This is a genomic window from Pseudomonas sp. HR1, assembly GCF_030175875.1.
GTDB classification, from domain to species: Bacteria; Pseudomonadota; Gammaproteobacteria; order Pseudomonadales; family Pseudomonadaceae; genus Chryseomonas; species Chryseomonas oryzihabitans.
The window spans coordinates 791,252-818,073 of sequence record NZ_JASNRF010000003.1 but is presented as its reverse complement, the minus strand read 5'-3'; the positions used below and the strand labels follow the sequence as shown (position 1 = coordinate 818,073).

26 protein-coding genes and 1 tRNA gene are annotated in these 26,822 nt (G+C 66.9%); 14 read left to right on the top strand and 13 right to left on the bottom strand.

The genetic code is table 11. From position 1 onward, the window contains the following. Positions 1 to 62: 62 nt before the first annotated feature. The 3 genes from pepN to QKY98_RS15195 all read right to left on the bottom strand — a co-directional run bounded on the left by pepN (position 63) and on the right by QKY98_RS15195 (position 3,905). Positions 63 to 2,702 (bottom strand): aminopeptidase N, encoded by a 2,640-nt coding sequence (gene pepN / locus QKY98_RS15205; protein ID WP_284671172.1) that lies wholly within the window; start codon positions 2,700 to 2,702, stop codon positions 63 to 65. An 11-nt stretch (positions 2,703 to 2,713) separates the two neighbouring features. Further along, entirely contained in the window at positions 2,714 to 3,556 is an 843-nt protein-coding gene (locus tag QKY98_RS15200; protein WP_027597587.1) for a DUF2797 domain-containing protein, read from the bottom strand. Between the two features lie 85 nt (positions 3,557 to 3,641). After that, on the bottom strand, positions 3,642 to 3,905 hold the full coding sequence (locus tag QKY98_RS15195) for a YeaC family protein (RefSeq protein ID WP_007162881.1): 264 nt from the start codon (positions 3,903 to 3,905) through the stop codon (positions 3,642 to 3,644). Positions 3,906 to 4,287: 382 nt separating this feature from the next. On the opposite strand from QKY98_RS15195, the gene pdeM reads away from it, so the two are divergent. Then, complete coding sequence (gene pdeM / locus QKY98_RS15190; RefSeq protein ID WP_108581923.1) at positions 4,288 to 4,947, top strand: ligase-associated DNA damage response endonuclease PdeM; 660 nt, start codon at positions 4,288 to 4,290, stop codon at positions 4,945 to 4,947. Positions 4,948 to 4,965: 18 nt separating this feature from the next. On the opposite strand, the gene QKY98_RS15185 is transcribed toward pdeM, so the two are convergent. Together QKY98_RS15185 and QKY98_RS15180 are read right to left on the bottom strand one after the other, a co-directional pair. Then, entirely contained in the window at positions 4,966 to 5,190 is a 225-nt protein-coding gene (locus QKY98_RS15185; RefSeq protein ID WP_027597585.1) for a hypothetical protein, read from the bottom strand. A 67-nt stretch (positions 5,191 to 5,257) separates the two neighbouring features. Then, positions 5,258 to 6,139, bottom strand: a complete 882-nt coding sequence (locus QKY98_RS15180) for a polyprenyl synthetase family protein (RefSeq protein ID WP_284671171.1) — start codon at positions 6,137 to 6,139, stop codon at positions 5,258 to 5,260. A 135-nt stretch (positions 6,140 to 6,274) separates the two neighbouring features. On the opposite strand from QKY98_RS15180, the gene fni reads away from it, so the two are divergent. From fni to QKY98_RS15150, 6 genes are all read left to right on the top strand, one after another. Further along, entirely contained in the window at positions 6,275 to 7,324 is a 1,050-nt protein-coding gene (fni, locus tag QKY98_RS15175; RefSeq protein ID WP_284671170.1) for a type 2 isopentenyl-diphosphate Delta-isomerase, read from the top strand. Beyond that, positions 7,324 to 8,619, top strand: a complete 1,296-nt coding sequence (locus QKY98_RS15170) for a nucleotide disphospho-sugar-binding domain-containing protein (protein ID WP_284671169.1) — start codon at positions 7,324 to 7,326, stop codon at positions 8,617 to 8,619. Before fni ends, QKY98_RS15170 begins: the two co-directional genes overlap by 1 nt. Continuing rightward, the gene (gene crtY, locus QKY98_RS15165) at positions 8,582 to 9,775 is read left to right on the top strand and encodes a lycopene beta-cyclase CrtY (RefSeq protein WP_150338428.1); all 1,194 of its coding nucleotides are present in this window, start codon (positions 8,582 to 8,584) and stop codon (positions 9,773 to 9,775) included. Before QKY98_RS15170 ends, crtY begins: the two co-directional genes overlap by 38 nt. Beyond that, positions 9,772 to 11,268 (top strand): phytoene desaturase, encoded by a 1,497-nt coding sequence (locus QKY98_RS15160; protein WP_284671168.1) that lies wholly within the window; start codon positions 9,772 to 9,774, stop codon positions 11,266 to 11,268. Before crtY ends, QKY98_RS15160 begins: the two co-directional genes overlap by 4 nt. A 2-nt stretch (positions 11,269 to 11,270) precedes the next feature. Beyond that, on the top strand, positions 11,271 to 12,206 hold the full coding sequence (locus QKY98_RS15155; protein ID WP_284671167.1) for a phytoene/squalene synthase family protein: 936 nt from the start codon (positions 11,271 to 11,273) through the stop codon (positions 12,204 to 12,206). A 172-nt stretch (positions 12,207 to 12,378) separates the two neighbouring features. Further along, positions 12,379 to 12,912, top strand: coding sequence for a gluconate 2-dehydrogenase subunit 3 family protein (locus QKY98_RS15150; RefSeq protein WP_007162872.1), 534 nt, complete (start codon positions 12,379 to 12,381; stop codon positions 12,910 to 12,912). Positions 12,913 to 12,952: 40 nt separating this feature from the next. Here the strand turns inward: QKY98_RS15150 and QKY98_RS15145 are convergent, their stop codons facing one another. The 5 genes from QKY98_RS15145 to QKY98_RS15125 form a co-directional block, all read right to left on the bottom strand. Beyond that, complete coding sequence (locus tag QKY98_RS15145; protein ID WP_027602819.1) at positions 12,953 to 13,480, bottom strand: sterol desaturase family protein; 528 nt, start codon at positions 13,478 to 13,480, stop codon at positions 12,953 to 12,955. A gap of 22 nt (positions 13,481 to 13,502) precedes the next feature. Next, positions 13,503 to 14,447, bottom strand: a complete 945-nt coding sequence (yegS, locus tag QKY98_RS15140) for a lipid kinase YegS (protein WP_007162870.1) — start codon at positions 14,445 to 14,447, stop codon at positions 13,503 to 13,505. 126 nt (positions 14,448 to 14,573) lie between these two features. Continuing rightward, positions 14,574 to 15,770, bottom strand: coding sequence for a molybdopterin molybdotransferase MoeA (locus QKY98_RS15135; protein ID WP_074584674.1), 1,197 nt, complete (start codon positions 15,768 to 15,770; stop codon positions 14,574 to 14,576). Then, entirely contained in the window at positions 15,767 to 16,306 is a 540-nt protein-coding gene (moaB, locus tag QKY98_RS15130; protein ID WP_007162868.1) for a molybdenum cofactor biosynthesis protein B, read from the bottom strand. The genes QKY98_RS15135 and moaB overlap by 4 nt, the downstream gene beginning before the upstream one ends. Positions 16,307 to 16,524: 218 nt before the next feature. After that, the gene (locus QKY98_RS15125; RefSeq protein WP_027597574.1) at positions 16,525 to 17,016 is read right to left on the bottom strand and encodes a hypothetical protein; all 492 of its coding nucleotides are present in this window, start codon (positions 17,014 to 17,016) and stop codon (positions 16,525 to 16,527) included. A 204-nt stretch (positions 17,017 to 17,220) separates the two neighbouring features. Between QKY98_RS15125 and mobA the strand changes: the two genes are divergently transcribed. The 3 genes from mobA (at position 17,221) to QKY98_RS15110 (ending at position 18,280) form a co-directional block, all read left to right on the top strand. Next, positions 17,221 to 17,796 carry a molybdenum cofactor guanylyltransferase MobA gene (mobA, locus tag QKY98_RS15120; protein WP_284671166.1) on the top strand — a complete coding sequence of 192 codons (576 nt, stop codon included), beginning with the start codon at positions 17,221 to 17,223 and terminating at the stop codon, positions 17,794 to 17,796. A gap of 109 nt (positions 17,797 to 17,905) precedes the next feature. Continuing rightward, a complete protein-coding gene (locus QKY98_RS15115; protein ID WP_059314378.1) occupies positions 17,906 to 18,127 on the top strand; it encodes a YgdI/YgdR family lipoprotein in 222 nt (73 codons plus the stop codon). Positions 18,128 to 18,203: 76 nt separating this feature from the next. Next, positions 18,204 to 18,280 (top strand) — tRNA-Pro (locus tag QKY98_RS15110). Positions 18,281 to 18,380: 100 nt separating this feature from the next. Here QKY98_RS15110 and QKY98_RS15105 read toward each other — a convergent pair. The 3 genes from QKY98_RS15105 to QKY98_RS15095 all read right to left on the bottom strand — a co-directional run bounded on the left by QKY98_RS15105 (position 18,381) and on the right by QKY98_RS15095 (position 20,200). Further along, the gene (locus QKY98_RS15105) at positions 18,381 to 19,001 is read right to left on the bottom strand and encodes a LysE family translocator (RefSeq protein WP_284671165.1); all 621 of its coding nucleotides are present in this window, start codon (positions 18,999 to 19,001) and stop codon (positions 18,381 to 18,383) included. A 109-nt stretch (positions 19,002 to 19,110) separates the two neighbouring features. Beyond that, positions 19,111 to 19,599, bottom strand: coding sequence for a hypothetical protein (locus QKY98_RS15100; RefSeq protein ID WP_027597570.1), 489 nt, complete (start codon positions 19,597 to 19,599; stop codon positions 19,111 to 19,113). A 214-nt stretch (positions 19,600 to 19,813) separates the two neighbouring features. Further along, positions 19,814 to 20,200: a response regulator gene (locus tag QKY98_RS15095; protein WP_052504098.1), complete on the bottom strand. Its 387-nt coding sequence runs from the start codon at positions 20,198 to 20,200 to the stop codon at positions 19,814 to 19,816. Positions 20,201 to 20,435: 235 nt separating this feature from the next. Here QKY98_RS15095 and QKY98_RS15090 point away from each other — a divergent pair, with 235 nt between their 5' ends. From QKY98_RS15090 to QKY98_RS15075, 4 genes are all read left to right on the top strand, one after another. Beyond that, positions 20,436 to 22,049, top strand: a complete 1,614-nt coding sequence (locus QKY98_RS15090; protein WP_007162860.1) for a histidine kinase famiy protein — start codon at positions 20,436 to 20,438, stop codon at positions 22,047 to 22,049. 254 nt (positions 22,050 to 22,303) lie between these two features. Beyond that, positions 22,304 to 23,797 carry an ATPase domain-containing protein gene (locus QKY98_RS15085; protein ID WP_144946199.1) on the top strand — a complete coding sequence of 498 codons (1,494 nt, stop codon included), beginning with the start codon at positions 22,304 to 22,306 and terminating at the stop codon, positions 23,795 to 23,797. Beyond that, complete coding sequence (locus QKY98_RS15080; RefSeq protein WP_042135548.1) at positions 23,794 to 25,896, top strand: ATP-binding protein; 2,103 nt, start codon at positions 23,794 to 23,796, stop codon at positions 25,894 to 25,896. The genes QKY98_RS15085 and QKY98_RS15080 overlap by 4 nt, the downstream gene beginning before the upstream one ends. A 35-nt stretch (positions 25,897 to 25,931) precedes the next feature. Continuing rightward, positions 25,932 to 26,417, top strand: a complete 486-nt coding sequence (locus QKY98_RS15075) for a GNAT family N-acetyltransferase (protein ID WP_027597567.1) — start codon at positions 25,932 to 25,934, stop codon at positions 26,415 to 26,417. The last annotated feature ends 405 nt before the right edge of the window (positions 26,418 to 26,822 follow it).

Here is a 26,822-nt window from a genome sequence, read left to right as displayed (position 1 = left end):
GAGGTAGGTTGGATTGAGACGGCTCTGTCGTCAAAGCCCCACAAGCAGCCCAGTCGGATCTCCTACGCCAGGCTCTTGCTCACCACCTCGTAGACGTCGCTGGACAACTCGCCGCTGGCCAGGATGCGCTCCAGCTCGGCGCGCATCAGCGCCTGACGCGCCGGGCCGTACTTCTTCCAGCGGGTCAGGGGCGTCAGCAGCCGCGAGGCGATCTGCGGATTGAGGCGGTTGAGGATGATGATCTGGTCGGCCAGGAAGCGATAGCCGCTGCCATCCTCGGCGTGGAAATTGACCAGGTTGCTGTTGGCGAAGGCACCGATCAGCGCCCGCACCTTGTTGGGGTTCTTCAGGGTGAAGACCGGATTTTCCATCAGCGCCTGGACGCGCGCCAGACCACCCGGCAGGGGGCTGGACGCCTGGACGCTGAGCCAGGTGTCCATGACCAGCGGATCGCTCTTGAACTCTTCGAAGAAGCGCGCCAGGACGTCGGCCTTTTCCTGCTCGAAACCGGAATTGACCAGGGCACTCAGGGCAGCCAGGCGCTCGGTCATGTTGTCGGCGTTGTCGAACTGCTCCAGGGCGGCGTCGCGCGCCTCCGGCTCTTCCAGCAGCATCAGATAGCCGAGTACGGCGTTCTGCAGACTGCGGCGGGCGATATGGTCGGCGCTGGCCTGGTAGGGCGTGGTACGCGAGGCCTCGCGGGCGCTGCGATAGCGCTGCCAGAGCACGTCGCGCAGGGCTTCGGCGATGGCCCGACGCGCCTGACGGCGGGCGCCGTGGATGGCCCCGGGATCGGCCTGCTCGGACAGTTCCACCAGATAGGCTTCGGACGGCAGCGAGAGCATCTCGGCGACCATGGCCGGATCGAGGGACTCGTCCGCCGCCACGGTGCGCAGGGCTTCCACCAGCCGGGTGTCCAGCGGCTCGCCGGCGATCATGCCCTGCAGCACCTGCACGGCCAGCTGCTGGCCGGCGTCCCAGCGGTTGAAGCCGTCGCTGTCGTGCTGCATGAGGAAGGTCAGCTGTTCACGGCTGTAGGGGAAGCTGAGCTTGACCGGCGCGGAGAAGCCACGCAGCAGCGACGGCAGCGGGCGCTCGGGCACGTCGACGAAGGTAAAGGTCTGCTCGGCCTGGGTGACCGACAGCACCCGGTCGGTGCCCTGGGCAGCGCCCTCGCCTTCCAGGCGCAGCGGCAGGTCGCGCCCCTGGCCATCCAGCAGACCGAGCTGGACCGGGATCACGAAGGGCTCCTTGGTCGGCTGGCCCGGGGTGGGCGGGCAGCTCTGGCTGAAGGTCAGCCGATAGGTCTGGGCCGCGGCGTCATAGCCGTCGCTGACCGCCAGGCGCGGGGTGCCGGACTGGCTGTACCAGCGCTTGAACTGGCTGAAGTCGGCGCCATTGGCGTCTTCCAGGGCCTTGATGAAGTCGTCGCAGGTCACCGCCTGACCGTCGTGGCGCTCGAAGTAGAGATCGGTGCCCTTGCGGAAGCCCTCGGCGCCCAGCAGGGTGTGCAGCATCCGCACCACCTCGGCGCCCTTCTCGTACACCGTCAAGGTGTAGAAGTTGGAAATCTCGATGAAGTGGTCCGGGCGCACCGGGTGGGCCATGGGACCGGCGTCCTCGGCGAACTGGTTGGTGCGCAGGAAGGCCACGTCCTCGATGCGCTTGACCGTGGGCGAATTCATGTCGGAGCTGAAGCCGGCGTCGCGGAACACGGTGAAGCCTTCCTTGAGCGACAGCTGGAACCAGTCGCGGCAGGTCACGCGATTGCCCGACCAGTTGTGGAAGTATTCGTGGGCGACGATGGCCTCGACGCGCTGATGGGCGGCGTCGGTGGCGGTGCGCGGGCTGGCCAGCACGGCGCTGGAGTTGAAGATGTTGAGGCCCTTGTTCTCCATGGCGCCCATGTTGAAGTCGTTCACCGCGACGATCATGAAGATGTCCAGATCGTATTCGCGGCCATAGACCTCCTCGTCCCAGCGCATGGACTTCTTCAGGCTGTCCATGGCGTGCTGCAGCTTGCCGATGTTCTCCGGCTCGACGTAGATGCGCAGGGCCACGTCGCGGCCACTGCCGGTACGGTAGCTGTCTTCGACGCACCAGAGGTCACCGGCGACCAGGGCGAACAGGTAGGCCGGCTTGGGGAAGGGATCTTCCCAGGTGGTCCAGTGACGGCCGCCCTCGGCTTCGCCGCTGGCCACCGGGTTGCCGTTGGAGAGCAGGATCGGGTACTTGGCCTTGTCGGCTTCCACCGTGGTGGTGAAGACGCTCATCACGTCCGGCCGATCCAGGTAGTAGGTGATCTTGCGGAAGCCTTCGGCCTCGCACTGGGTGCAGAACATGGTGCCGGAGACGTACAGGCCTTCCAGGGCGGTGTTGCTTTCCGGATGGATGCGCACCGAGGTCTTGAGCACGAAGGCCTCGCCCTGGGGCTGCAGGGTCAGGCTGCCCGCCTCGACCTGATAGTCGTCGGCGGCCAGGGCCTGGTCGTCCAGGGCCACCGCCAGCAGCTCCAGTTCCTCGCCATGCAGCACCAGCGGCGGCAGGCCCGCGCCACGGGCCGGATTGCGCTGCAGCCGCAATTCGGCATGTACCAGGGTCTGGTCGTCGTGCAGCTCGAATCTGAGGCGGGTCTCCTCGATGAGGTACTCGGGCGCCTGGTAGTCCTTGAGGTAGATGGTCTGGGGCTGGTCGGTGCGCATGGCTTACGTCCTTACATCTCTGCTGCGGAGGCGGACACGGCCAGCTGATAGGCCGTGTACTTGCGAATGTTGATCACGCCGGTATCGAACATCAGGTATTGACCCTTGATGCCCAGCAGCGTGCCTTCCACCACGGGGGTCTTTTCCAGGTCGTGGCTGACCACCTTGGTGGGATAGACCGTCACCGGATAATGGATCTCGATGGGCGCCATGTCGACCACCGGCTGGATCGCCTGCAGACCGAAGCGGCCCTGGAGATCGTCCAGACCCTGGGCGCAGGCATCGAAGATGCGCTCGCGCACCGCCACCAGGTCTTCCGGTGCGGCCACGCCCTTGAGCATGGCGCGCCAGTTGGTGCGATCGCCCACCTGGCTGCGCAGCAGGTCTTCCACCAGGCCGGACTGCTGGCGCGTGGCGACCCTCAGGATCGGCAGCGCCTGGTAGGCGCCCTGGTCGATCCAGCGAGTGGGCAGCTGGGTGGCGCGGGTGATGCCCACCTTGAGGCCCGAGGAGTTGGCCAGGTAGACGACGTGGGGCACCATGCAATGGGCTTCGCCCCACTCCGGCTGGCGACAGGTGCCATGCTCGTAGTGGCACTTTTCGGGGCTGACGATGCAGCTATCGCACTGGGCCAGGGCGGTGAAGCAGGGATAGCAGTAGCCCTGGCTGAAGCTCTTGCGGGTCTTGCGGCCGCAGTGGGTGCAGTGGATGGCGCCCAGGTATTCCAGGCGCAGGCGACGGCCGATCAGCGGATTGACCGGCACCTCGCGCTCATCGAGGCGAAAGGCGTAGTTGACGGGGTCGGCCAGGGTCACGGCCATCTTGCGCAGGGCGCCACGGCCCAGTTCGGTCATCACGGTAGGAATTTCTCGGTTTCTAAAAGACGCGAGGTGCCTCTTCGTCGCCGAAGGGCACCTCGTCGGGGTAAGGCGCGGACAATCAGTGGATGGCGTCGGACTTGAACAGGATGTTCTCGATGGGCACCGACTTGGAGGCGCACTCCTGGGGACCCATGTAGCCGGTCCGCTGGTCTTCGGGCAGGTGCTTGGCCTCGTAGGCGATCACCGCCTGCAGACAGAGCTCGACCTGGTCGCGACTAAGCTTGCGGCCGTCCGGCCACTTGCCGATCTCCACGGCCAGCTTGAGGCCTTCGTAGATATCGGGGGTGATGTTTTCCAGCATCTGGGCGAAGGATGTCGACATGGGTCGCTCCGGACTCTAGTGAACCGCCAGTTTACCGGGCTGCAGGCGACGGCGCACCTGGCCTGGTTCAATGGTGGTCATAGGTTGTATTTCGGCTCGCGGCCCGGTGTCGCGATAGGCTGGGTTGAGACGGCTCCATCGTCGAAGCCCGACAGGGGCGATGCCGATTGGGCTGTGCTGTGCTCAACCTAACCTACGCGGGTGCGTATTCCGTGGCGTGGAAAACGGCCTGGCCTTTTCCACTGAAGAATTCGGGGCAGGGTCGCCCTCACCCCAACCCTGCCGCAGGGAGAGGGCGTTAGCAGAGCGGCCCTCCCCTCCAACAGGGCTGAACCCCGGCACCTGGCCGCCATCAGAGCAGGAAGCGCTTCCTGGAGAACCCATGCCTGCCTATCACCCTCTCATCCTCGCCGGTGTCGAACTCTGGCTGCTCGCAGAAAAGGCGATCTACTGGCCCGCGCGCCAGGCGCTGCTGGTGGCCGACATCCATTTCGGTAAGGCGGCCGCCTTCCGGGCATTGGGCCAGCCGGTGCCCCATGGCACCACCGCGGGCAACATCGCGCGGCTGGACGGCCTGCTAGCGCGTTATGACTGCCGGGAGATCATCTTTCTCGGTGACTTCCTGCACGCCCCGGAATCCCGCGCGCCCCTGACCCTGGACACCCTCGAACGCTGGAGGGAACATCAGGCCCATCTGCGGCTGCTGCTGATCCGCGGCAACCATGACAGACGCGCTGGCGATCCACCGGCGGCGCTGGGCATCGACGTAGTGGGCGAGCCGCTGGAACTGGACGGCCTGTCGCTGCAGCACGAACCCGATCCACACCCGCGCCTGCCGGTGCTGGCCGGCCACATCCATCCGGCGTTTCGCCTGCAGGGGCGTGGGCGCCAGGCGCTGCGCCTGCCCTGCTTCTGTCTGGAAAATGACGAGGTGCTGATCCTGCCGGCCTTTGGCGACTTCACCGGCGGGCACCTGCTGGCACCCGATCCGGCGCGACGGATCTTCGTGGTGGGAGATGGCGGTATCTGGCCCTTGCGCTAGAGCCAGATACCCCGGCGATCAGCCTTCTTCGGTGATCCCGGTGATGGTGATGCCGTGGCGTTCCAGCAGGGCTACCGTGGGTTCGTCGTAATCCCGGGGGACTTCGCTGTCGTCGTATTCTTCCAAGGCATCGTCTCGGACGATCTGGGCGATCCGCTCCATGTCCGGTTTCTGGTCAGCGTCGGTGGTGACCACCGAGGTGTTGCCGTCAACGTTGCTGTAAGCAATTTTCCACTTCGACATCTCAGGACTCCTCAGGGGGAAACAAGGCTATCGAGAGATTAGAGGGCCGGATCCCCAGTAATTCGCCCTAACGCGGACGAAAGACGATATCCAGCAGGCCGGCCAGGGCGCCGTCGGCGCAACCAGCCTGGGCCAGAGCCTCGCGGGCCTGCTTGAGGTGACCGTGCAACTGGCGTTGCGCATGGTCGCGGCCGAGCAGGCTGACCAGGGTGGACTTGTCGCCATCCTTGCCGGCGTCCTTGCCCAGGCCCTTGCCGTCGTCCAGATCGTCGAGCAACTGGAAGGCCAGGCCGAGCTGGCAGGCGAAGACGTGGAAGGCCTCGCGCTGCACGGCGGTGGTGACCAGGGTGGCACCGGACATGGCCATGGCCGCGGAGAACAGCGCGCCGGTCTTGAGCTGGTTGGTCAGGGCGATGGCATCGGCCGGCCGTGCCTGGCGGCCGCCGTGCAGGTCATGGTACTGGCCGCAGACCAGCCCGGCGGTGCCGACCGCATCGGCCAGTTGACAGACCATCTGGGTGCGGGTTTCCGCCGGTACCCCGGCGAGGCCCGCGACCAGGCGCAGGGCGTGGCTGAGCAGGGCCACCGCAGCCAGCATGGCGACGTCCTCGCCGAACTCGACGTGCAGGGTCGGCCGCCCGCGGCGCAGGCGGGCGTCGTCCATGCAGGGCATGTCGTCGAGGAACAGCGAGGCGGCGTGCACCATTTCCACGGCGCAGCCCAGATCGAGGACGGCCTCGTCGGCCTGACCCAGGTCCTCGGCGGCCAGCACCATCAGCAGCGGACGCAGCCGCTTGCCGGGTGCCAGCACACCACTGCGAATCGCTGCGGCGACCGGATCGCTGCCGGCCGGTAACAGCTCTGCCAGACGCTCGTCGATACGGGTACGCTGCCATTGCAGCGCAGCGGCAAAATTGTCTGTCGCGTTCGGCACTAATACGGTCGCCATGAGTCGAGATACTCCATATGTGGAACCGACGAACGGTCGCACCTTGGTGGATTAGGTCTTCGCAAAGCGAACCCGTCGTCCCCTACCAGACCACAACGACCGACGAAAGGTCATTCAGGGCGGACTCTAGAAGACATGGTGGATTGGGAACTGGCAAGCCGCAAGAACGATCATCTGGACATCGTGCTGGATCCCCACAAGGCCCGCAGCGCCGTTACTACGGGCTTCGACGCCTACCGCTTCACGCATTGCGCCCTGCCCGAGCTGAACCTCGACGAGATCGACCTCGGCACCCGCCTGTTCGAGCGTCCCCTGGCCGCGCCGCTGCTGATCAGCTCCATGACCGGCGGCCCAGAGCGGGCCGCGCTGATCAATCGCCATCTCGCCGAAGCGGCCCAGACCCTGGGCATCGCCCTGGCAGTCGGGTCCCAACGCATCGCCCTGCAGCAGGGTGGCGACCAGGGCCTCACCGGCGAATTGCGCCGTCTGGCGCCGGACGTGCCGCTACTGGCCAACTTCGGCGCCGCACAGCTGGTGGCTGGCTACGGCCTCGACGAAGCCCGCCGCGCAGTGGAGATGATCGAGGCGGACGCCCTGATCGTGCATCTCAATCCCCTGCAGGAAGCCGTGCAGGCCGGTGGCGATCGCCGCTGGCACGGCATCCTCCTCGCCTTGGAAAATCTGGTTACACAACTGGCCGTGCCGGTCGTCGTCAAGGAAGTCGGTGCCGGCCTGTCGGGCCGGGTCGCCACGCAATTGTTGGAGGCTGGTGTGGCGGTGCTGGATGTCGCTGGCGCCGGGGGCACCAGCTGGGCGGCGGTGGAAGCCGAACGGGCCCGTGACGACCAGCAGCGCGCCGTTGCCCGCGCCTTTGCCGACTGGGGCATCCCCACCGCCGAGAGCTTGCGCCAGGTGCGCACCGCCTGCCCGCAGGCGACGGTGATCGCCTCGGGTGGCATCCGCGATGGCATCGATGTGGCCAAGGCGATCCGTCTCGGCGCGGATATGGCCGGTCAGGCTGCCGCGGCCCTGCCCGGCGCCACCGAATCCACCGAGGCGGTGATCGCGCATTTCCAGGTGGTGATCGAACAGCTGCGCATCGCCTGCTTCTGCACTGGCTCGGCCAATCTGGCCGGCCTGCGCCAGGCCGAGCTGCTAGACGCCGCGCCGCTGCGGTGCCCATAGTGGCCGACACCCGACCGGACGCCGCCATGCATGTCGCCCTGATCTCGCCGCCGCTGCCGAGCCACCTGTCCACCCATCTGGTGCTGGGCGAGGCGCTGGTCGCGCTCGGCCACCGGGTCACCCTGCTGCACCAGGTGGAGGTGGGCGACCGGGCGCTGCCGGCGGGCATCGAGTTCGAGGCGATAGGCGCGACCAGTCATCCGCGCGGCAGCCTGGCGCCGCTGCTGGCCCGTACCGCCAGCAGCAAGCCCTGGTCGGTATTCGGCGTGATCGCCGACATGGCGCGCAATACCGAACTGTTCTGCCGCGAAGGCCCTGCCGCCCTGCGTGACATCGAGGTCGACTGCCTGATCGCCGACCAGATGGAACCGGCCGGCGGACTCCTCGGCGACCACCTGGGCCTGCCCTATGCATCCCTGGCCTGCGCCGTGCCGATGAATCGCGAGCCCCATCTGCCCCTGCCCACCCTGCCCTTCGCCTACCCCGCCAGCGAGCGGGAGCGGCAGATCGTCCAGGGCGCCACCCAGGTGTTCGACCTGATGATGCGCGGCCAGGGCAAGGTCATCCAGCGCCAGGCCCAGGCCTTCGGCCTTGGCGACCGCCGGACCCTCGACGACTGCTTTTCGCCCTATCTGCAGCTGAGCCAGTGCCTGCCGGGCTTCGACTTTCCGCGTCGTACCCCGCCGCCCCATTTCCACGAAGTCGGGCCGCTGCGTTCGCCGGCGGTACGCGAGCAACGGCTGGAGCTGGAGATCGATCCGCGCCGGCCCTTCGTCTTCGCCTCCTTCGGCACCCTGCAGGGTGGCCGGCTGCCGCTGTTCCGCCGCATCGCCCAGGCCTGTCGCCAGCTGGGCATCCAGGTGCTGATCGCCCACTGCGGGCGTCTGGATGCCAGCGGCGAGCGCCGCCTGCTCGACGACGGCGCCACCTGGGTCACCGACTTCGCGCCCCAGGAAGCGGCCATTGCCCGCGCCGATGCGGTCATCACCCACGGCGGCTTCAATACCGTGCTGGACGCCCTGGCGGCCGGCAAGCCCATGCTCGCCCTGCCCATGGTGTTCGACCAGCCGGGCATCGCCCGGCGCCTGGAGCGGGTCGGCGCCGGCATCTGCCTGGCTCCGCGGCTGGCCAGCAAGGCCCGCCTGACCCAGGCCCTGGGCGCCGTGCTGGCCGACCCCAGCTATCGCCAGGCGGCCGAACGCTTCGTGCCCATCGCCAGAGCGGCAGGCGGCGTCGCCACGGCCGCTCGCCTGGTGGATGGCCTGGCCCGGCGAGGACTCGAACGTGCGTCCTGACCTGCTGATCGTCGGCGGCGGCCTGGCCGGCGGCCTGCTCGCCCTGCGCCTGGCCGAAACCCGCCCGGAGCTGGACTGGCGCCTGGTGGAAGCCGGTCCGCGCCTGGGCGGCAACCACACCTGGTCCTTCCACGAGCCGGACCTCACCGCGCCGCAGCATGCCTGGATCGATCCGCTGGTCGCCCATCGCTGGCCGGGCTACGAGGTGCGTTTCCCCCAGCGCCAGCGGCAACTCGGCAGCGGCTACGCCAGCATCAGCGCCGAACGCTTCCATGAGGTATTGAGCGCGCGCCTGCCCGCCGAGCGCCTGCTGCTGGGGCGCCACGTGCTGCGCCTGCAGGACGATGGCGTGGTCTTCGCCGATGGCTACACCCTGGCCGCCGGCGCGGTGATCGACGCCCGCGGACCGCGGCCCGATCCGGCGCTCTGGCTCGGCTATCAGAAATTTCTCGGCCAGGAGGTACGCCTCACGCGGCCCCATGGCCTGGCCGAACCCATCGTGATGGACGCCACCGTCGATCAGTTGGACGGCTATCGCTTCGTCTACAGCCTGCCACTGGCCCCCGACCGGCTGCTGATCGAAGACACCTACTATGCCGATGGCGAGAGCCTGCCGGTCGAGCGCCTGCGCCAGCACCTGGCCGACTATGCCGGGCAGCAGGGCTGGGAGATCGCCGAGGTGCTGCGCGAGGAACAGGGCGTGCTGCCCATCACCCTGGGCGGCGATCTGGACCGCTACTGGGACAACGTCACTGCCGGCGCCCCCATCGGCCTGGCCGCCGGGCTGTTCCATCCCACCACCGGCTATTCGCTGCCCGAAGCGGTGCGCCTGGCGGAGCACCTGGCTGCCCAGCCCTTCACCTCCAGCGCCGTGCTGCGCGACGGCCTGCGCCAGTACGCCCAGGGCCGCTGGCAGGGCCAAGGCTTCTTCCGCCTGCTCAATCGCATGCTCTTTCTCGCCGGCCGCCCCGAGCACCGGGTGCGCGTCATGCAAAGGTTCTACGGCCTCGGAGAACCGCTGATCCAGCGCTTCTACGCCGGCCGCCTCACCGCCTTCGATCGGCTGCGCATCCTTTCCGGCAAACCGCCGGTGCCGCTGAAACCGGCCCTGGATGCCGCGCTGGCTCGTCCTCCTCAGTTCAAGGAAGCACCATGACCCAAGGTAACGCGCCCAAGCGGGCCATCGTCATCGGCGCCGGCTTTGGCGGTATCGCCCTGGCGATCCGTCTGCAGTCGGCCGGCATCGCCACCACCCTCATCGAGGGCCGCGACAAGCCCGGCGGCCGTGCCTACGTCTACGAGGACGCGGGCTTCACCTTCGACGCCGGTCCGACCGTCATCACCGATCCCTCGGCCCTGGAAGAACTGTTCACCCTCAGTGGTCGGCAGATGCGCGACTATGTGGAGCTGCTGCCGGTCAGCCCCTTCTACCAGCTGTGCTGGGAAGACGGCACCCGCTTCGACTACGTCAACGACCAGGCCCGGCTGGACGAGCAGATCCGCGCCCTGGAACCGGACGACGTCGCCGGCTACCAGCGCTTCCTGGCCTATTCCCAGGCGGTATTCGAAGAAGGCTACATCCGCCTCGGCGCCAAGCCCTTCCTCAAGGTCGGCGACATGCTCGCCGCCGGTCCCAAGCTGGCCCAGCTCAGCGCCTGGCGCAGCGTCTACACCCAGGTGTCGCGCTTCGTGAAGAGCGAGAAGCTGCGCCAGACGCTGTCTTTCCATACCCTGCTGGTGGGCGGCAACCCCTTCGCCACCTCCTCGATCTATGCGCTGATCCATGCGCTGGAACGCAAGTGGGGCGTCTGGTTCGCCAAGGGCGGTACCCACCAGCTGGTGCTCGGCCTGCTGAAGCTCTTTACCGACCTTGGCGGCGAGGTGCGGCTGAACGCGCCGGTGGAACGCATCCTCACCGAAGGCAATCGCGCCACCGGCGTTTGCCTGGCCGACGGCAGCCAGCTCGCGGCCGATCTGGTGGCCTCCAACGCCGACGTGGTGCACACCTATCGCAAGCTGCTTGGCCACCACACCCATGGCGTGGTCGAGGGCAATCGCCTCAAGCGCAAGAGACACAGCATGTCGCTGTTCGTCATCCATTTCGGCCTGAGCCAGCCGCCGGTGGGTCTCGAACACCACATGGTCTGCTTCGGCCAGCGCTATCGTGGCCTGATCGACGAACTGTTCAAGGGCCCGGGCGTGCCGGACGACTTCTCGCTCTACCTGCACTCGCCCTGCGTCACCGATCCGTCGCTGGCACCGCCCGGCCACAGTTCCCACTACGTGCTGGCGCCGGTGCCGCACCTGGGCAATGCCGACGTCGACTGGAGCGTGGAGGGCCCGCTCCTGAGAGACAAGATCTTCGCCTACCTGGAAGAGCGCTACATGCCCGGCCTGAGGGCCAAGCTGGTCACCTCGCGCATCTTCACCCCGGCCGATTTCCGCCAGGAGCTCAATGCCCATGTCGGCTCGGCCTTCTCCCTGGAGCCCATCCTCACCCAGAGCGCCTGGTTCCGGCCGCACAATCGCGATAGTGTCATTCCCAACCTCTACCTGGTCGGCGCGGGCACCCATCCCGGGGCCGGCGTTCCGGGCGTGGTCGGCTCGGCCAAGGCCACCGCCAGCGTCATCCTCGAGGAGCACGGTTAGCCATGCCAGCCACCCCTGACGTCGTCGACCACGCCGAGCAGAGCATTGCCGTCGGTTCCAAGAGCTTTGCTGCGGCTGCCAAGCTGTTCGCCCCCGAAACCCGCGAGAGCGCCGTGCTGCTCTATGCCTGGTGTCGCCACTGCGACGACGTCATCGATGGCCAGGAACTGGGCCATGGCCAGGTCGACGGCGATCGCCGCGCCGGGGGGGAACGCCTGGCCGAGCTGGAACGCCTGACCCGCGCCGCCTACGGCGACGAGCCGCTGCAGGATCCGGCCTTCGCCGCCTTCCAGCGGGTGGTCAAGCGCCACGGCATTACCCTTGCGCTGCCGCTGGATCACCTGGCCGGCTTTCGCATGGACGTCGAGGAGCGCGTCTATGTGGAACTGGAAGACACCCTGGAGTACTGCTATCACGTCGCCGGGGTGGTCGGGGTGATGATGGCGCGCATCATGGGCGCCGAAGACGAGGAAACCCTGGATCGTGCCTGCGACCTGGGCATGGCCTTCCAGCTCACCAACATCGCCCGCGACATCGTCGAGGACGCCCGCATCGGCCGCGTCTATCTGCCGCGGCTATGGCTCGACGAACTCGGGGTGCCGGCGGACGAACTGGCCGCGCCGCGCCATCGCGAAGCCGTCGCCCAGCTGGCCGAGCGTCTGGTGCGCCTGGCCGAGCCCTACTACGACTCGGCACGCCAGGGCCTGGCCGCCCTGCCCCTGCGTTCGGCCTGGGCCATCGCCACCGCCCGCGGCGTCTATCGCGAGATCGGCGTGCAGGTGCTGCACCTGGGCGCCCATGCCTGGGATCAGCGGGTCAGCACCAGCACCGCCGACAAGCTGCGCCTGGTCTGCCGCGGCGCCGCGCGCGCCATGCTGTCCCGCCACCAGCGCGACGAGCCACGCGCGAGCGAGCTCTGGACCCGGCCGCGGCGCTGACGCCAGCGATCGCGCTTCGGTCACATTTGTGCGCATCTTGGGGCTGCCCACCTGCAAACTTTTATGCGATAAACGGGTCGGATTAAAGCGACCCCTGGTGGGCCGCGGATGGATGGATGCCTGAGCCAGAGCGCTGCATCCGGTAGTCAGCCTACGAGTATGGGATTTGCACATGCACAAGACGGAAACGGCTGTTTCACACGATCGCTTCGCTGCCTCCTCGTCACTACTTGCCCTTGGCCTTTCCGCTAACGCGCAGTCCGGTTACAAGCCCGAATTCTTCAACGCCACCCAGTGGCGCACCCTGGTCGCCCTCTGCGCTCACCTGCAGGCCGACAGCGAGCAGGCCGATGCCCGGCTGCCCGAGTTCATCGATCGCCACATGCTGACCCCCTACGCCCACGGCGACCGTTCCAACATCGTCGATCCCTTCGACGAGCAGGCGCAGGTCCAGCAGGGCGCCAACCTGCGCGATCTGCTGCGTGACGGTCTGGCCGTGGTGGACAGCTATTGCACCGAGCGTCTGGGTGCCGGTTTCGCCGAACTGGCGGCCGGAGAACAGGCCCAGGTGGTCACCGCTGCCGAAGCGGGTACCCTGAATCCGCCGGCCAAGGAATTCATCGATCTGCTGCGTAACGAAAGCGAACGCAGTCAGTACGCCCACTCCCTGTTCGCCGCCTACGACGACACTCCCGCCGTCGCCTGACCCTGCTTAGCGCCTCCTCGGAGGCGCTCCCCTCTCCCGCCTAATCCGCACCTTCCTGCACCTGATCCCGCGCCTTGCGCTCGCGCGAAGAATCCAGGGCGCCGCCGTGTATCTCGCGCAGCTGCTGCTTGAGTTGCTGGGTGGTGGGCGCCAGCAGGAAACCGAAGGACACGCAGCCGTCCTTGCCGTCCACCGCATGATGCATGCGATGCGCCTGATAGAGCCGCTTCAGATAGCCGCTGCGCGGGATGTAGCGAAATGGCCAGCGCTGATGCACCAGGCCGTCGTGGGCGATGAAGTACAGCAGGCCATAGAGGGTCATGCCAGCGCCGATCCACTGCAGGCGCCAGTAGCCGGCATTGCCCAGGGCGATCAGCAGGATCGCGAGGCCAGCGAAGACCACCGCATAGAGATCGTTCTTCTCGAACCAGCCGGTACGCGGGCGGTGGTGGGATTCATGCCAGCCCCACCCCCAGCCATGCATGATGTACTTGTGCGACCACCAGGCGAAGGCTTCCATGCCGGCCACGGTGGCCAGCACGATTCCCGCATTGATCAGTAGCTCCAACGTTACCTCCGCAGGCGCCTGCTCAGGACGTCGCCGCCGGCTCGGCCAGGGTGCCGGCGGTCTCGCCCAGCAGGGGCGAATCCACCGGTAGACAGACCTGCAGGATACCCGGACGCACCTCGAATCTCACCCGGTCTCGCTTGACCGGTTCGCCATCGAGGTTCATGTCCAGGCCTTCGGCGGCTTCCAGCTCCACCCAGGGCAGTCGCGCGCGGATGAACATCTCCTCGGTGCTGAAGCCCTTGCTGAGAAATTCGCCCAGGGTGCCGAGCACGTCCTGGGACGCCGGCAGGATACCCACGTCGAGCAGGCCATCGTTGACCACGGCGGTGGGACAGAGCACGTGACCACCGCCGGCCTGGCGACCGTTGCCGATGCCCAGGGCGAGGAATTCGCCTTCCCATTCGAAACCGGGACCGCGGAAACGGCCATGGGCCGAATGCACCTCGGCGAAGCGGGTCAGGCCGGTGAGGAAGTAGGCCGCACCACCCAGCAGGCGCTTGAGTTCACCCGGGGTGTTGGCGGTGACCTGGGAGCCGAAGCCGCCGGTGGCCATGTTGAGGAACAGCTGACCCTCCGCCTCGACCAGGTCGATGGCGCTGGTCGGACCGTCCAGCAGGGCCAGGGCCGCGGCAGGCTCCACCGGCACACCCGCCGCGCGGGCGAAGTCGTTGGCGGTCCCCAGGGGCAGCAGGCCGAGACGGGCCTGGCTGTGGTTCTGCGCCATGGCCTCGGCCACCGCCCGCAGGGTGCCGTCGCCGCCGGCCGCGACCAGGGTACCGTAGCCTTCGCGGGTCGCCTGCTCGACGAAGCGCGCGGCATCGTCTTCTTCCCAGGTCACCCGCACATCGATGCGATGACCGGCGGCACGCCGTTCGAGAATGGCCTCCCGAACGTCCTCGTTACCGGTTTCCTTGCCATTGAGAATGACCAGGGCTGCGTCAGCCAGGGTGCCTGTCGTCGTCATGTCTGTCGTCCAAGGTTGGCGCTGCGCGGCGAGATGCCGCGTCAGGTACCGGGCAGCGCCCGGCGAGCGAATCTGGAGACTAGGACTGTGGCCCAACGGCCACGTTCAGTCCTGACCGCCGGTTGGCTAGGCCTTGAGCAATTCCGCGAGCGGAATGAAGCGCACCGGGTCACCCACGGCGAAGGTGCGGTCCTCGCGGATCTCCACCAGGCCATGGGCCCAGGCCGCCGTCTGCAGCACATTGGAGCCCTGGTTACGGTGGGGTACCGCCCGGCCATTCTCCAGGCGCGCCCGCTGGTATTCGCGGCGCGCACCGGCACGCGGCCAGTCGAAACCGGCCGGCACCTCGACGCTCAAGGGTGCCACGTCGATCTTGCCGGCCCGCCGCAGCAGATAGGGCCGCGCCAGCAGACCGAAGGTCACCAGGGTCGAGGCGGGATTGCCCGGCAGGCCGATCAGCGGGATCCCACGGAAGCGCCCACAGGTCAGCGGCTTGCCCGGCTTGAGCGCCAGCTTCCACAGGGTCAGCTCGCCCTCCTCGCGCAGGGCCTGCCCCAGGTAGTCGGCTTCGCCCACCGAGACACCGCCGGTGGAAAGGATCAGATCGGCCTGCAGCGCGCCCAGCCGCCGGCGCGTCTCGGCGAGATCGTCGGGCAGGATGCCCTGGTCCGACACCTCGCAGCCCAGCCGCCGCAACCAGCTGATCAGCAGGGCGCGATTGCTGTTGTAGATCTGCCCCGGGCCGAGCGGCTGGCCGGGCGCGACCAGTTCATCGCCGGTGGACAGCACCGCGACCCTGAGGCGCCGAAAGACAGTCAGCTGGGCCCGGCCGAGGGACGCAGCGACGCCCAGCTCCGCAGGACCCAGGGCGGTGCCGGCCGACAGGACCTCGTCCCCCACCTTGACCTCGTTGCCGCGGCGCCGGATGTTGCGGCCCGACCGCAGTTGCTCGACGAAGCGCACCCGGCCATCGTCCAGCACCTCGGTGTTTTCCTGCATTTCCACGCAGTCGGCACCCGCCGGCACCGGCGCACCGGTAAAGATGCGGGCGCAGGTTCCCGGCTCCAGCGGGGCCGGTGCCTGGCCGGCGAAGATGCGCTGGGAGACCCGCAGCGGTTCGCCCTGCCAGTCGTCCAGGCGCAGGGCGTAGCCGTCCATGGCGCTGTTGTCCCAGGGCGGCAGATCCAGGTCGGCTACCAGGGGCGCGGCCAGGATGCGGCCGTCGGCGTCTTCCAGGGCGACCTGCTCCAGAGGCAAGGGACCGTCTTCGGCCGCCAGGGCCAGCAGTCGCGCCAGGGCCTCTTCCAGCGACAGCAGGCTCATCCGCGTGGCCCGCAGGGTTCGGCCTGCTTAAGGTGCGGCACGAAGTTGCAGGGGCGATGACGGTTGTCCAGCTGCTCGGCGAGGATGCCGTCCCAGGCGGTGCGGCAGGCATTGGTCGACCCCGGCAGGCAGCAGACCAGGGTGCCGTTGGCCAGGCCGGCCAGGGCGCGGGACTGCACGGTGGAGGTGCCGATGTCGGCCACGGAAATCTGGCGGAACAGTTCGCCGAAGCCATCCACCTGCTTGTCCAGCAGGCAGGCCACGGCTTCCGGGGTGCTGTCGCGACCGGTGAAGCCGGTGCCGCCAGTGATCAGCACCACCTGCACCTGGTCTTCGGCGATCCAATGGGCGACCTGGGCGCGGATCCGGTAGAGGTCATCCTTGAGCAGCACGCGGTCGGCGAGGAAATGGCCGGCGGCCTCCAGGCGGTCGACGAACAGCTGACCCGAGGTGTCGGTCTCGAAGGTGCGGGTATCGCTGACCGTCAGGACGGCGATGTTCAGCGGTACGAAAACCGCCTCGGCTTTATGGCTCATCTGCTTGGGTTTCCGAAGTGTGCGAAAGAAAGGGTGCAGCGGAAGACCGCCGGACGGGCCGCGGGTTTCCCGAAAGGGGGAGCGCCGGACTGGCACCGGCCAGGAGATAGCCGCGCCGACTGTCGGCCAGGATCGCGGGGAAGGTCCGAGAAGGCTGCATCGTCACAGCCTAGAGGAAAAGCCGGCGCCCCTTCAACCGAGAGGGCGCCTGGCCACGCCTAGCGCTGGCGTTGTTCGCCTTCGGCATGGGTCTCCCATTTGATGGGACGCGGATCGGCGATGTCGTTGGCATCCTGGCTGAAGCGGCCGTACTGGGGCGCGATATTCGGGTCTTCCTCCCAGGTTGCCTGCTGGGTGAAGGTGCCGGCCTTCCGATCGAACTTGAGAAAATGCCGGGCCGTCTTGCCACCCCAGTCCGCGGACGGCAGGGAGATGAAATCCACCTGGTACTGGTCGTCGGTCAGCTTGCCGTGCACCACGTAGACGCCGTAGTGCTCCTCGCCGGGCGAGATGATCTTGTAGACGCCGTTGCTGTAGTAATAGAGGGTGGCGTCGGGATAGGGCTTCTTCTCGTAGAGCTTTTCGTAGAACAGCTTCTGGCGGATGGTCGGCTGGCCAAAGGTGACCTTGACCGAGGGAGGTTCACCACCGCCCGCACCAAAGGCGGGCAAGGCGGCCAGAGCCAACGCAGGGAGCAGCATCGTCTTCATCGTTTCCAAACTCCTTCTGGGCAGGGACTCCCCGCCAGCGCACGGCAGGGATCAAAGGTGTCTAGCACGCCCCTTTGCACGGGGCGCGCCCGAGTCTAGCCCAGCCGTTGCGCCCGGACAAACCCCACTCCAGCCGACCGCCAGCGGCGAAACCGGGCTAGGATGAAAGCCCGCTCCCCACGTCCGAAAGCCGAGGTCCGCTGCATGTCCCTTCTGCCCGCTTCCATCCTGATCCTCGCCGGCGGTCGCGGCCAGCGCATGGGCGGACGCGACAAGGGACTGGTGGAATGGCGCGGCCAACCCCTGGTGGCCCAGGTGCAGGCCGCGGTAAGGCCACTGACCGATGACCTGGTGATCTCCTGCAACCGCAATGCGCCGCGTTATGCCCAGTGGGCCGACCAACTGGTGGCCGATGACCAACCGGACTTTCCCGGCCCGCTGGCCGGCATCCTCGCCGGCCTCGCCGTGGCGCGGCATGACTGGGTGCTGCTGCTGCCCTGCGATGCGCCGCGCATCGATGCCGCCCTCGCCCTGCAACTGCTCGCGGCGGCCCAGGCGAGCGCGGGCCCGGTGATGGCGCGCCAGAGTGGCTTCTGGCAACCGCTGTTCAGCGCCCTGCCCCGGCGCCTGTTGCCGGCCTTGCGCCAGGCCTGGGCGGATGGCGAGCGCAGTCCGCGTGGCGCCCTGCTGCCCCTTGGCCTGGCCGCCGTGGACTTCACTGAAGACGATATTCGCCTGGCCAACTTCAACGACCCCGCGGCGCTGGAAAGCGCGGTCTGAACGCGGCGAACCACCCGGCCAGACGGCGTGACCCACCGGTTCCCGGACGAACTCGGCCCTGCACCCGCGGTCCTAAGCCCGCTTGGTTGCCAAGAAAGGAGACCGTCACATGAACAAGCACCTGCTCCCCGCCGCCCTGCTGGTCGTCGCCAGCGCCCTGCTCGCCGGCTGCTCCACGCCCAGCGTCATCACCCTCAACGATGGCCGCGAGATCCAGGCCACCGACACGCCGAAGTACGATGACGACTCGGGCTTCTATACCTTCAAGCAGCTCGACGGCAAGCCGACCCGCATCAACAAGGACCAGGTTCGCACCATCAAGGAGCTCTGATTCCTGCCCGGCGCGATTTTTTTACCTAACCCCTTGTGCTTGCATGAGTTTTAGGTAGAATGCGCGCCATCCATCACGGAGCGTAGCGCAGTTTGGTAGCGCGTCTCGTTCGGGACGAGAAGGTCGCTGGTTCGAATCCAGTCGCTCCGACCAATTTGATCCGCAAGGATCACCCCAAGGCCCGCCTAGTGCGGGCTTTGTCGTTTCTGGGGTTTGGCCTTGGCGCCCCAAGGAGCGCCGCCCTCCCCCCTCTCTATCGCCGGCTAAACGCCAGCTTGGCGGCGAACAGCAGAAAGACCACCCCCGTCACCCGATCCAGCCAGCGGATCACCGCGGCCTTGCGCAGGGTCTCGCCCAGGGTACTGGTGGCGCCGATCAGGGTCAGGGACCAGAGCAGGCCCAGCGCCACATGGATGGCGACCAGGCCGAAGGTCCAGGCGATCAGAGGTTGGCCCTGGGGAATGAACTGGGGCAGGAAGGACACGTAGAAGATGCCGACCTTGGGATTGAGCACGTTGCCCAGCATCCCCTTGAGGAACCAGTTGGAGCCTGAGCCGCCCGCGCCTGCCGTGGGGGCAATGGCATTACGGGGGCGCAGCAGCAGGTTGAGGCCGAGCCAGCAGAGGTAGGCCGCGCCGCAATACTTGAGCAGCGTATAGGCCCGTTCCGAGACCGCCAGCAGCGCGCCCAGGCCGAAGGCCACGGCGGCGCCCCAGAGCAGGCAGCCGGCGTTGATCCCCAGGGCCGCGCGCCAGGCCTGGGCGCGGCCCTCTACCGCGGCGGTGCGCAGGATCAGCGCGGTATCGAGACCCGGAGTAAGGGTGAGCAGGGACGCGGCCAGGGTAAAGGCCAGCAGGTTGTCGGCGAGGGACATGGCGGGGCTCGTTTCGGCGGGAGAGGCTCGAAACGGTAGCACGGGGTCAGGACGACGATCAGCCTGTCCTCGTACCGCGATGGCCGCCCGCAGGCGGCCATGGCAAGGCTCAACCGGCGGCGCGGAAGGCGGGTTCCTGGTCGGCGATGTAGCGGGCGGCGGCGCGGCGGGCTTCCAGTTCGAAGGCCTGGGGATTGCGATCGACGATGCGCTCCAGGGTGCCGCGGGGAATGCCGTCGGCTTCGAAGTCGGTGCGGCACTGCAGGGCGCCGGCGTGGCAGACGTTACGCTCGACCGCTTCGATCAGACCACCTGCACGCAGGGTCTTGACGATGTTATGGGGCAGACGGCGGCTGCGACGCAGAGCGGCGGTGGCCATGGCCAGGACGTCGAGGATCTCGTTTTCCACCGGGGTGAAGGGGCCGTTGCCGAGCTTTCCCTTCTGCATCAGGTAACGGCGCGAGAGCAGATTGCCCTGGCGTTCGAGGGCTTCTCGCGCGGCCAGGTCGAGGCGACCGCGGCTCTCCAGGCTGCGCTCCAGCGCAATGAGAAATTCCCAATCGGTGATCTGAGAAATCTGGGTGATGACTGCGTCCATGAAGCGCTCCTTGCCAGTCGGGAATAGATGGCACATTGATAGCGTTCAGCGCATTTGGTTCCCTGCAAAACCAGCATGCCGACGGACGTCATATCATTTGGCCAGTCACGACCGGTCGAGGCCGACGAGCGTGTCTATTCGGGGGACAAAAGGCAGGATGACAGGTGCGGGGAGGAAGCCACGGTCAAGCCGCTCTATTCCATGAAGCAGGACACTAGCGACGCGGCAGCAGGCTCTCGACCAACTGGCTGAGGTCGGCCACGCTCCAGGGTTTGGGCAGGAAGGCAGCGCGCCGCGGCAGGACGGCGAGATCCTGGTCGATGTAGCCGGAAATGATGATGAAGGGCACCGTGGGCCAGCTCACCGCCGCGAGCTGGGCGAAGGCCAGACCGTCCAGCATGCCCGGCACGTTGACGTCGGCGATGACCATCTTGGTATCGCTGCCGCGGGTGTCCATATGAGCCATCGCTTCATCGCTGGAGGCGACTGCCACGACATTCAGCCCCTGCTCGGTGAGGATTTCGGTCAGCAGCTCGCGCTGCCCCGGATCGTCTTCCAGAACAAGAATTTGTCTTTGTATTTCAAGGCTTCTCGGCTTCATGGCAGCTCAGACAGCGAAGGCGGGAGAGGTTCTCCCCGAACCTACCTAACGGTCACCTGAGGCAGGTGAGCGGTAGGCTGGCCAATTGCCTTCAAACCCGCGCCACGCCTGGCTTTCAGCCCTTAAAAGAACCATGCCAGACGGCCTCGTGAGGGGCGCGGATGAAGTTTTTTCGCCGCTTGGCTGTCTGAGGGCCAAGACGCCCATTTTTCGCCTGCGCAAGGACCCCGCCTCCGTGAGCCGACAGCCCCCCTCCCGCAAGGCGCGGGTCGACAATTCCGCTACCAGCGATGTTTCGCACGAGGGCAAGAACATCTTCTTTGCCGCGGTGGAAACCACGCGGATGCCGATGCTGGTGACCGATCCCAAGCAGCCGGACAACCCGATCATCTTCGCCAACAACGCCTTCACCGACATGACCGGCTACCAGGTGGACGAGTTGCTGGGGCGCAACTGCCGCTTCCTGCAGGGACCAGAGACGGATCGTTCGGTGGTCGGCCAGATTCGCGAGGCGGTGGAGCAGGAGCGCGAGATCTCGGTGGAGATCATCAACTACCGCAAGGACGGCTCGACCTTCTGGAATGCGCTGTTCGTCTCGCCGGTGTACAACGACGCGGGCGAGCTGACCTACTACTTCGCGTCCCAGCTGGATGTCAGCCGGCGGCGCGACGCCGAGGACGCCCTGCGCCAGGCGCAGAAGATGGAGGCGCTAGGCCAGCTCACCGGCGGCATCGCCCACGACTTCAACAATCTGCTGCAGGTGATGATGGGCTATATCGACATCATCCAGCGCACTGCGGAAAAGCCCAGCTTCGACCAGGAACGCATCGTGCGCAGCGCCACCCACGCCAAGTCGGCGGCGGAGCGCGCCAGTACCCTCACCCAGCAGCTGCTGGCCTTTTCCCGCAAGCAGAAGCTCGAAGGCCGGGTACTCAACCTCAACAACCTGATCCGCACCTCCCATGAACTGGCGGAGCGGACCCTGGGCGACGTGGAAATCCGCACCCAGCTGGACCCCGAGCTGTGGAATTGCCGCATCGATCCCACCCAGGCCGAGGTGGCGCTGCTCAATATCCTGATCAACGCCCGCGACGCCCTGGCGGATTGCCCGCAGCCCAGCGTGGGCATCGAGACGCGCAACGTCGAGGTGCGCGAGCTGGCGAACATGTCCTACGACGGCCTCATGCCCGGGCGCTATGTCAGCCTGGCGATCACCGACAACGGCCACGGCATGCCGGCCAGCATCCGCGATCGGGTGATGGATCCCTTCTTCACCACCAAGGAAGAAGGCAAGGGCTCGGGGCTCGGCCTGTCGATGGTCTATGGCTTCGCCAAGCAATCCGGCGGCACGGTGCGCATCTATTCGGAAGAAGACGTCGGCACCACCCTGCGCCTTTACTTTCCGGTGGATGACAGCCATGTCACCCAGCAACAGGCCGAGCAGCGCTCGGAGCGCCGCAGCGGTACCGAGCGCATCCTGGTGGTGGAAGACCGTCCGGACGTTGCGGAACTGGCCAAGCTGGTGCTGGAAGACTACGGCTACACCGCGCAGATCGCCTTCAATGCCAGCGAAGCCCTACGCCTGCTGCGCGAAGACGAGCAGCCGTTCGACCTGGTGTTCACCGACCTGATCATGCCGGGCGGCATGAATGGGGTGATGCTGGCGCGCGAGGTGAAACGCCTGCACCCGGCGATGAAGATACTGCTCACCACCGGCTACGCCGAGAATTCGCTGGAGCGCACCGACATCGGCGGTTCGGAATTCGATGTGATCTCCAAGCCCTATATCCCCAACGATCTTGCGCGCAAGATTCGCCGGGTGCTGGACGGACCCAACGGGATCGCCTGAGGGTGCGAGCCCTCTTACCCGCGCCGGGGCCGGGCCGTGTCGATGGGTCGGAGTGGCCTTGGACTAGCGACACGATTAGACTTGCGATTAACGGGGCGCGGATCGCGCCCTCCGTTTTTTCCGCTGCATGGTTCCAACGCAGCTCCATCGCTCCCTTCACCTCAGCGTAACGCACGGCGCCTCTGCTCCAGCAGCCGTCTGCGCCGCATGTTTTCCGTGCTCTTCGTTTCCGACGCCGCGAGGTTTGGCCATCCATGAATTCTTCTAGCGCGTCCATTATCGCGACAGGCAATGCCGGCCTGGATCAGGTCCTGCGCGGCGGTCTACCCAAGGATCGGCTCTACCTGCTGGAGGGCACCCCAGGTTCGGGCAAGACGACCCTGGGCTTGCAGTTTCTCTTCGAAGGCGTCCGCCAGGGCGAGTCGGTGCTCTATATCACCCTGTCGGAGACCAGCGAAGAGCTGCGGTGCGTGGCCGAGTCCCACGGCTGGAGCCTGGACGGCGTGCACCTGTTCGAGCTGTCCGCCGCCGATGCCGTGCTCGGCGGTGCGCAGGAGCAGACCATCCTGCATCCCTGGGAGTCCGAACTGGGTGACACCATCGAGCTGATCCAGGCCCGCGTCGACGACCTCCAGCCGCGCCGCCTGGTGTTCGACAGCCTGTCGGAGATGCGCCTGCTGGCCCAGGATCCCTTGCGCTATCGCCGCCAGGTGCTTGCGCTCAAGCAATTCTTCGCCGGGCGCGGCCTGACCGTGTTGCTGGTGGACGACCTGACCACCAGTGGGGGCGAGCGAGACAATCATCTGCACAGCCTCTGCCACGGGGTGCTGACCCTAGAGCGCCTGACCCTGGACTTCGGCGCCGCCCGCCGGCGCCTGCAGATCCAGAAGTTGCGTGGCGTGGACTTCATCGCCGGCTATCACGACTTCGTCCTGCGCCGCGGCGGCCTGGAGATCTATCCGCGCATGATCGCCGCAGGGCACTACCAGGAATTCGTGGGCCAGCCCGTGCCCAGCAACATCGCGGACATGGATGCGCTGCTGCATGGTGGCCCCCTGCGCGGCACCAGCACCCTGATCACCGGCCCGGCCGGTACCGGCAAGACGACCCTGGCCCTGCAATATGTCACCGCGGCCTGCGCGCGCGGCGAAAGGTGCGCCGTCTATGAATTCGACGAGCGTATCGGCACCCTGCTCAAGCGCGCGGAAAGCATGGGTATGCCGCTCCATCGCTATATCGACGAGGGTCTGCTGGTGGTCCACCAGATCGATCCGGCCGAACTGTCTCCCGGCGAATTCGCCTGGCGCGTACGGCGGGATGTCGATGAGAACGACTGCCGACTGCTGGTCATGGACAGCCTCAACGGCTACCTCGCCGCCATGCCCCAGGAGCAACACCTGATCCTGCAGATGCACGAGTTGCTTTCCTACCTGAGTCAGTCCGGGGTGGTGACCTTTCTCATCAATCCCCAGCACGGTCTGGTCGGGACGATGACCTCCAGCCTCGACATCTCCTACATCGCCGATACCGTGGTGCTGATCCGTTTCTTCGAGGCCCAGGGCCGACTGCGCAAGGCCATTTCCATCCTCAAGCACCGCGGTGGCGGCCACGAGGACGCGATTCGGGAATTGCGCATCGATACCCGGGGCATCCGGGTGGGTCAGCCCCTGGTGGACTTCCGCGGCGTGCTGACCGGCACCCCGGAGTACTTCGGTGCCAAGCAACCCCTGATGGAAGAGCGCGATTGACCGAGACCAAGACGTCTTCCTGCGAGCTGATCATCTGTGCCCCGCTCCGGGGCGATGCCGCCAGCCTGCAGCGACTCTTCACCCAGGGCTATCACACGCGCTACCTGTCCACGCTCAACGAGGTTGCAGCCGCGCTGGGCGACGAGACGGGCATCATCGTGTTTACCGAGGAGGCTCTGCGCCAGGAGCTGAACGCTCTGGCGCAGGCCTTGGAGCGCCAGCCGACCTGGTCGGACATCCCGCTGGTGCTGCTGGCTTCCGACTCCAAACGCTCGGGCCGCGGCAACGATCTCCTGCGTCGTCAGCTGCCCGCGGCCGCCACCAATCTGGTCATCCTGGAGCGGCCCCTGAGTGGGGCCTCCCTGCTGAGCAGCGTGGCCGCCGCCTGGCGGTCGCGACTGCGCCAGTTCGAGATGCGCGACCGTCTCGCCGAACTCGCCCAGGAGCGCGAACGCCTGCAGACGCTGCTGGAGAACCTGCCGGTGGGGGTGTGCTTCATGGATGCCCAGGGCCGCACCCTGGTCAGCAATCCCTTCTATGAGCAGTACGTGCCGGGTCAGCGCATTCCGTCCCAGCAACCGCAGGAAGTGGCGCGCTGGACCGCGCTCGACAGCAATGGCCGGCTGCTGCCGCCCGAACGTTTCCCGGGCGCTCGGGCGCTGGGTGGCGAGCGGGTCAAGGGGCAGGACTTCTATCACACCAGTGCCACCGGCGAGGAATCCTGGCTGCGGGTGAGCGCGGTGCCGCTTCACGACGCCGGCCAGCAGATCATCGGTGCGACCACGGTGATCGCCGACATCAGCGAGGAGAAACGCGCGGAACTGGCCTTGCGCCGCTTCAACGAAGAACTGGAAGTCCAGGTCGAGGAGCGCACCCGTACCCTGGCGCTTACCCTTAGCGAATTGCAGCGGGAAACCGCCGAACGCAGTCGCGCCGAAGAGCAGCTGCGTCAGTCACTGAAGATGGAAGCGGTCGGCCAGCTCACCGGCGGCATCGCCCATGACTTCAACAACATGCTCACCGGGGTGCTGGGCGCCCTGGACCTGATGAAGATCAAGAACAAGGGGCAACTTGCCGGCCTGGAGCGCTACATGGAGGCGGCGCAGCACTCGGCGCATCGGGCGGCGGCGCTCACCCAGCGGTTGCTGGCCTTCTCGCGCAGGCAATCGCTGGAATCGCGCCCGATGTCGGCCAACGACCTGATCCTGGCGCTGCAGGATCTGCTGCAGGGCACCGTGAGCGAGCAGATCTCGGTGACGCTGGAACTGGACCCGACGGCGCCCTGGATCCTGGCCGACGCCAACCAGCTGGAGAATGCCCTCCTCAACCTGGTGATCAATGCCCGCGATGCCATGCCGGATGGCGGCGTCGTCACCCTGGCGACCTATCCGGTGACGGTCACCGAGCCGGCGGCCGAAGACGAGGCGCTGCCTCCAGGAGACTATGTCTGCATCGAGGTGCGGGACAGCGGAACCGGCATTCCGGAGCGGTTGCTGGACAAGGTGCTCGAGCCCTTCTTCACCACCAAGCCCCAGGGCCAGGGCACCGGTCTGGGGCTGTCGATGGTCTATGGCTTCGCCCGGCAGAGCAATGGCCGCCTGACCCTCGCCAGTGACGCCAGCGGAACCCGGGTGTGCGTCTATCTGCCCACGGCGGAACAGCGCCGCGAGCCGCAGCGCGCCGAGCCGGCGGAGCTCGTCCAGGGTGCCGGCCAGACCATCCTCCTGGTGGAAGACGACGATGCGGTACGGCTGGTCAATCAGGAGGCGCTGCAAGCCTTGGGCTATCGGGTCTGGAGCGCGGCCGAGGGCAAGGCCGCGCTGCGTCTTCTGGATCAGATCCCGCAGCTGGACCTGCTGGTAACCGACGTCGGTCTGCCGGGCCTCAATGGTCGCCAGCTGGCGGAGGTCATCCAGCAGCTCAGGCCGCGGCTGCCGGTGCTGTTCCTCACCGGCTACGCCGAGGGCGCACTCAGTAGGACCTCCTTCCTGGGTGGTAACATGGAGCTGATGACCAAGCCCTTTACCCTGGACCAGTTGGCTGCGCAGGTCGCCGCCATGCTGTCCGGGTCCGCCAATCGGGCCGTGGCGCCCTCCTGAGGTCGCCGCCGCCCCGCGACCTAGCCAAGGACCCCATGACCTCCCAGATCCGCCCCGCCCGCCGCGAAGACGCCACCCGGATTCACGAACTGATCGTCGAACTGGCCGACTATGAAAAGGCCGTCCATGAGGTGCTGGCCAGTCCGGCCCAGATCGAGGCGACGCTGTTCGCCGCCGACACCCCGACCCGGGCGCTGGTCGCCGAGCACGACGGCGTGGTGGTGGGCTATGCCGTGTATTTCTACAGCTATTCCACCTGGCTGGGCCGCAACGGCATCTACCTGGAAGACCTCTATGTGAGCCCCAGCGCCCGCGGCACTGGCCTGGGCAAGGGCCTGCTGCGCGAACTGGCCCGGGAAGCGGTGGCCAATGACTGCGGCCGCCTGGAATGGAGCGTGCTGGACTGGAACACCCCGGCCATCGACTTCTACGAAAGCCTGGGCGCCCAGGCCCAGAGCGAATGGGTGCGCTATCGTCTGGACGGCGCGGCGCTGCGGGATTTCGCCGAGAGTGGGCGGTAGGATTCACAGGTTGAATTGAGCACCAGCGAAGCCCGACGCGATGGGACGCGACATGGGTAATGTTGGTTGCGGTTATGGCGATCCGCTGTTGCCGGGGGACGCCGATCGCGGCCATGGGCCGCTCCTACGGATTCCGATTCTCCTGCAGGAGCGCCCCATGGCCGCGATCAACGCCGTAGCGTGGAAAACGGCACAGCCTTTTCCACCGGGGACGTCGGCATGGGGCGCGCCCTCACCCCAACCCTCTCCCAAAGGGAGAGGGGGATTTTCGACCAAGGATCAGCGTCGTAGCGTGGAAAACGGCGCAGCCTTTTCCACCGGGGACTGCGGCATGAGGCGCGCCCTCACCCCAGCCCTCTCCCAGAGGGAGAGGGGGTTGTCCGAATGGGTCTCAGTGTCGTAGCA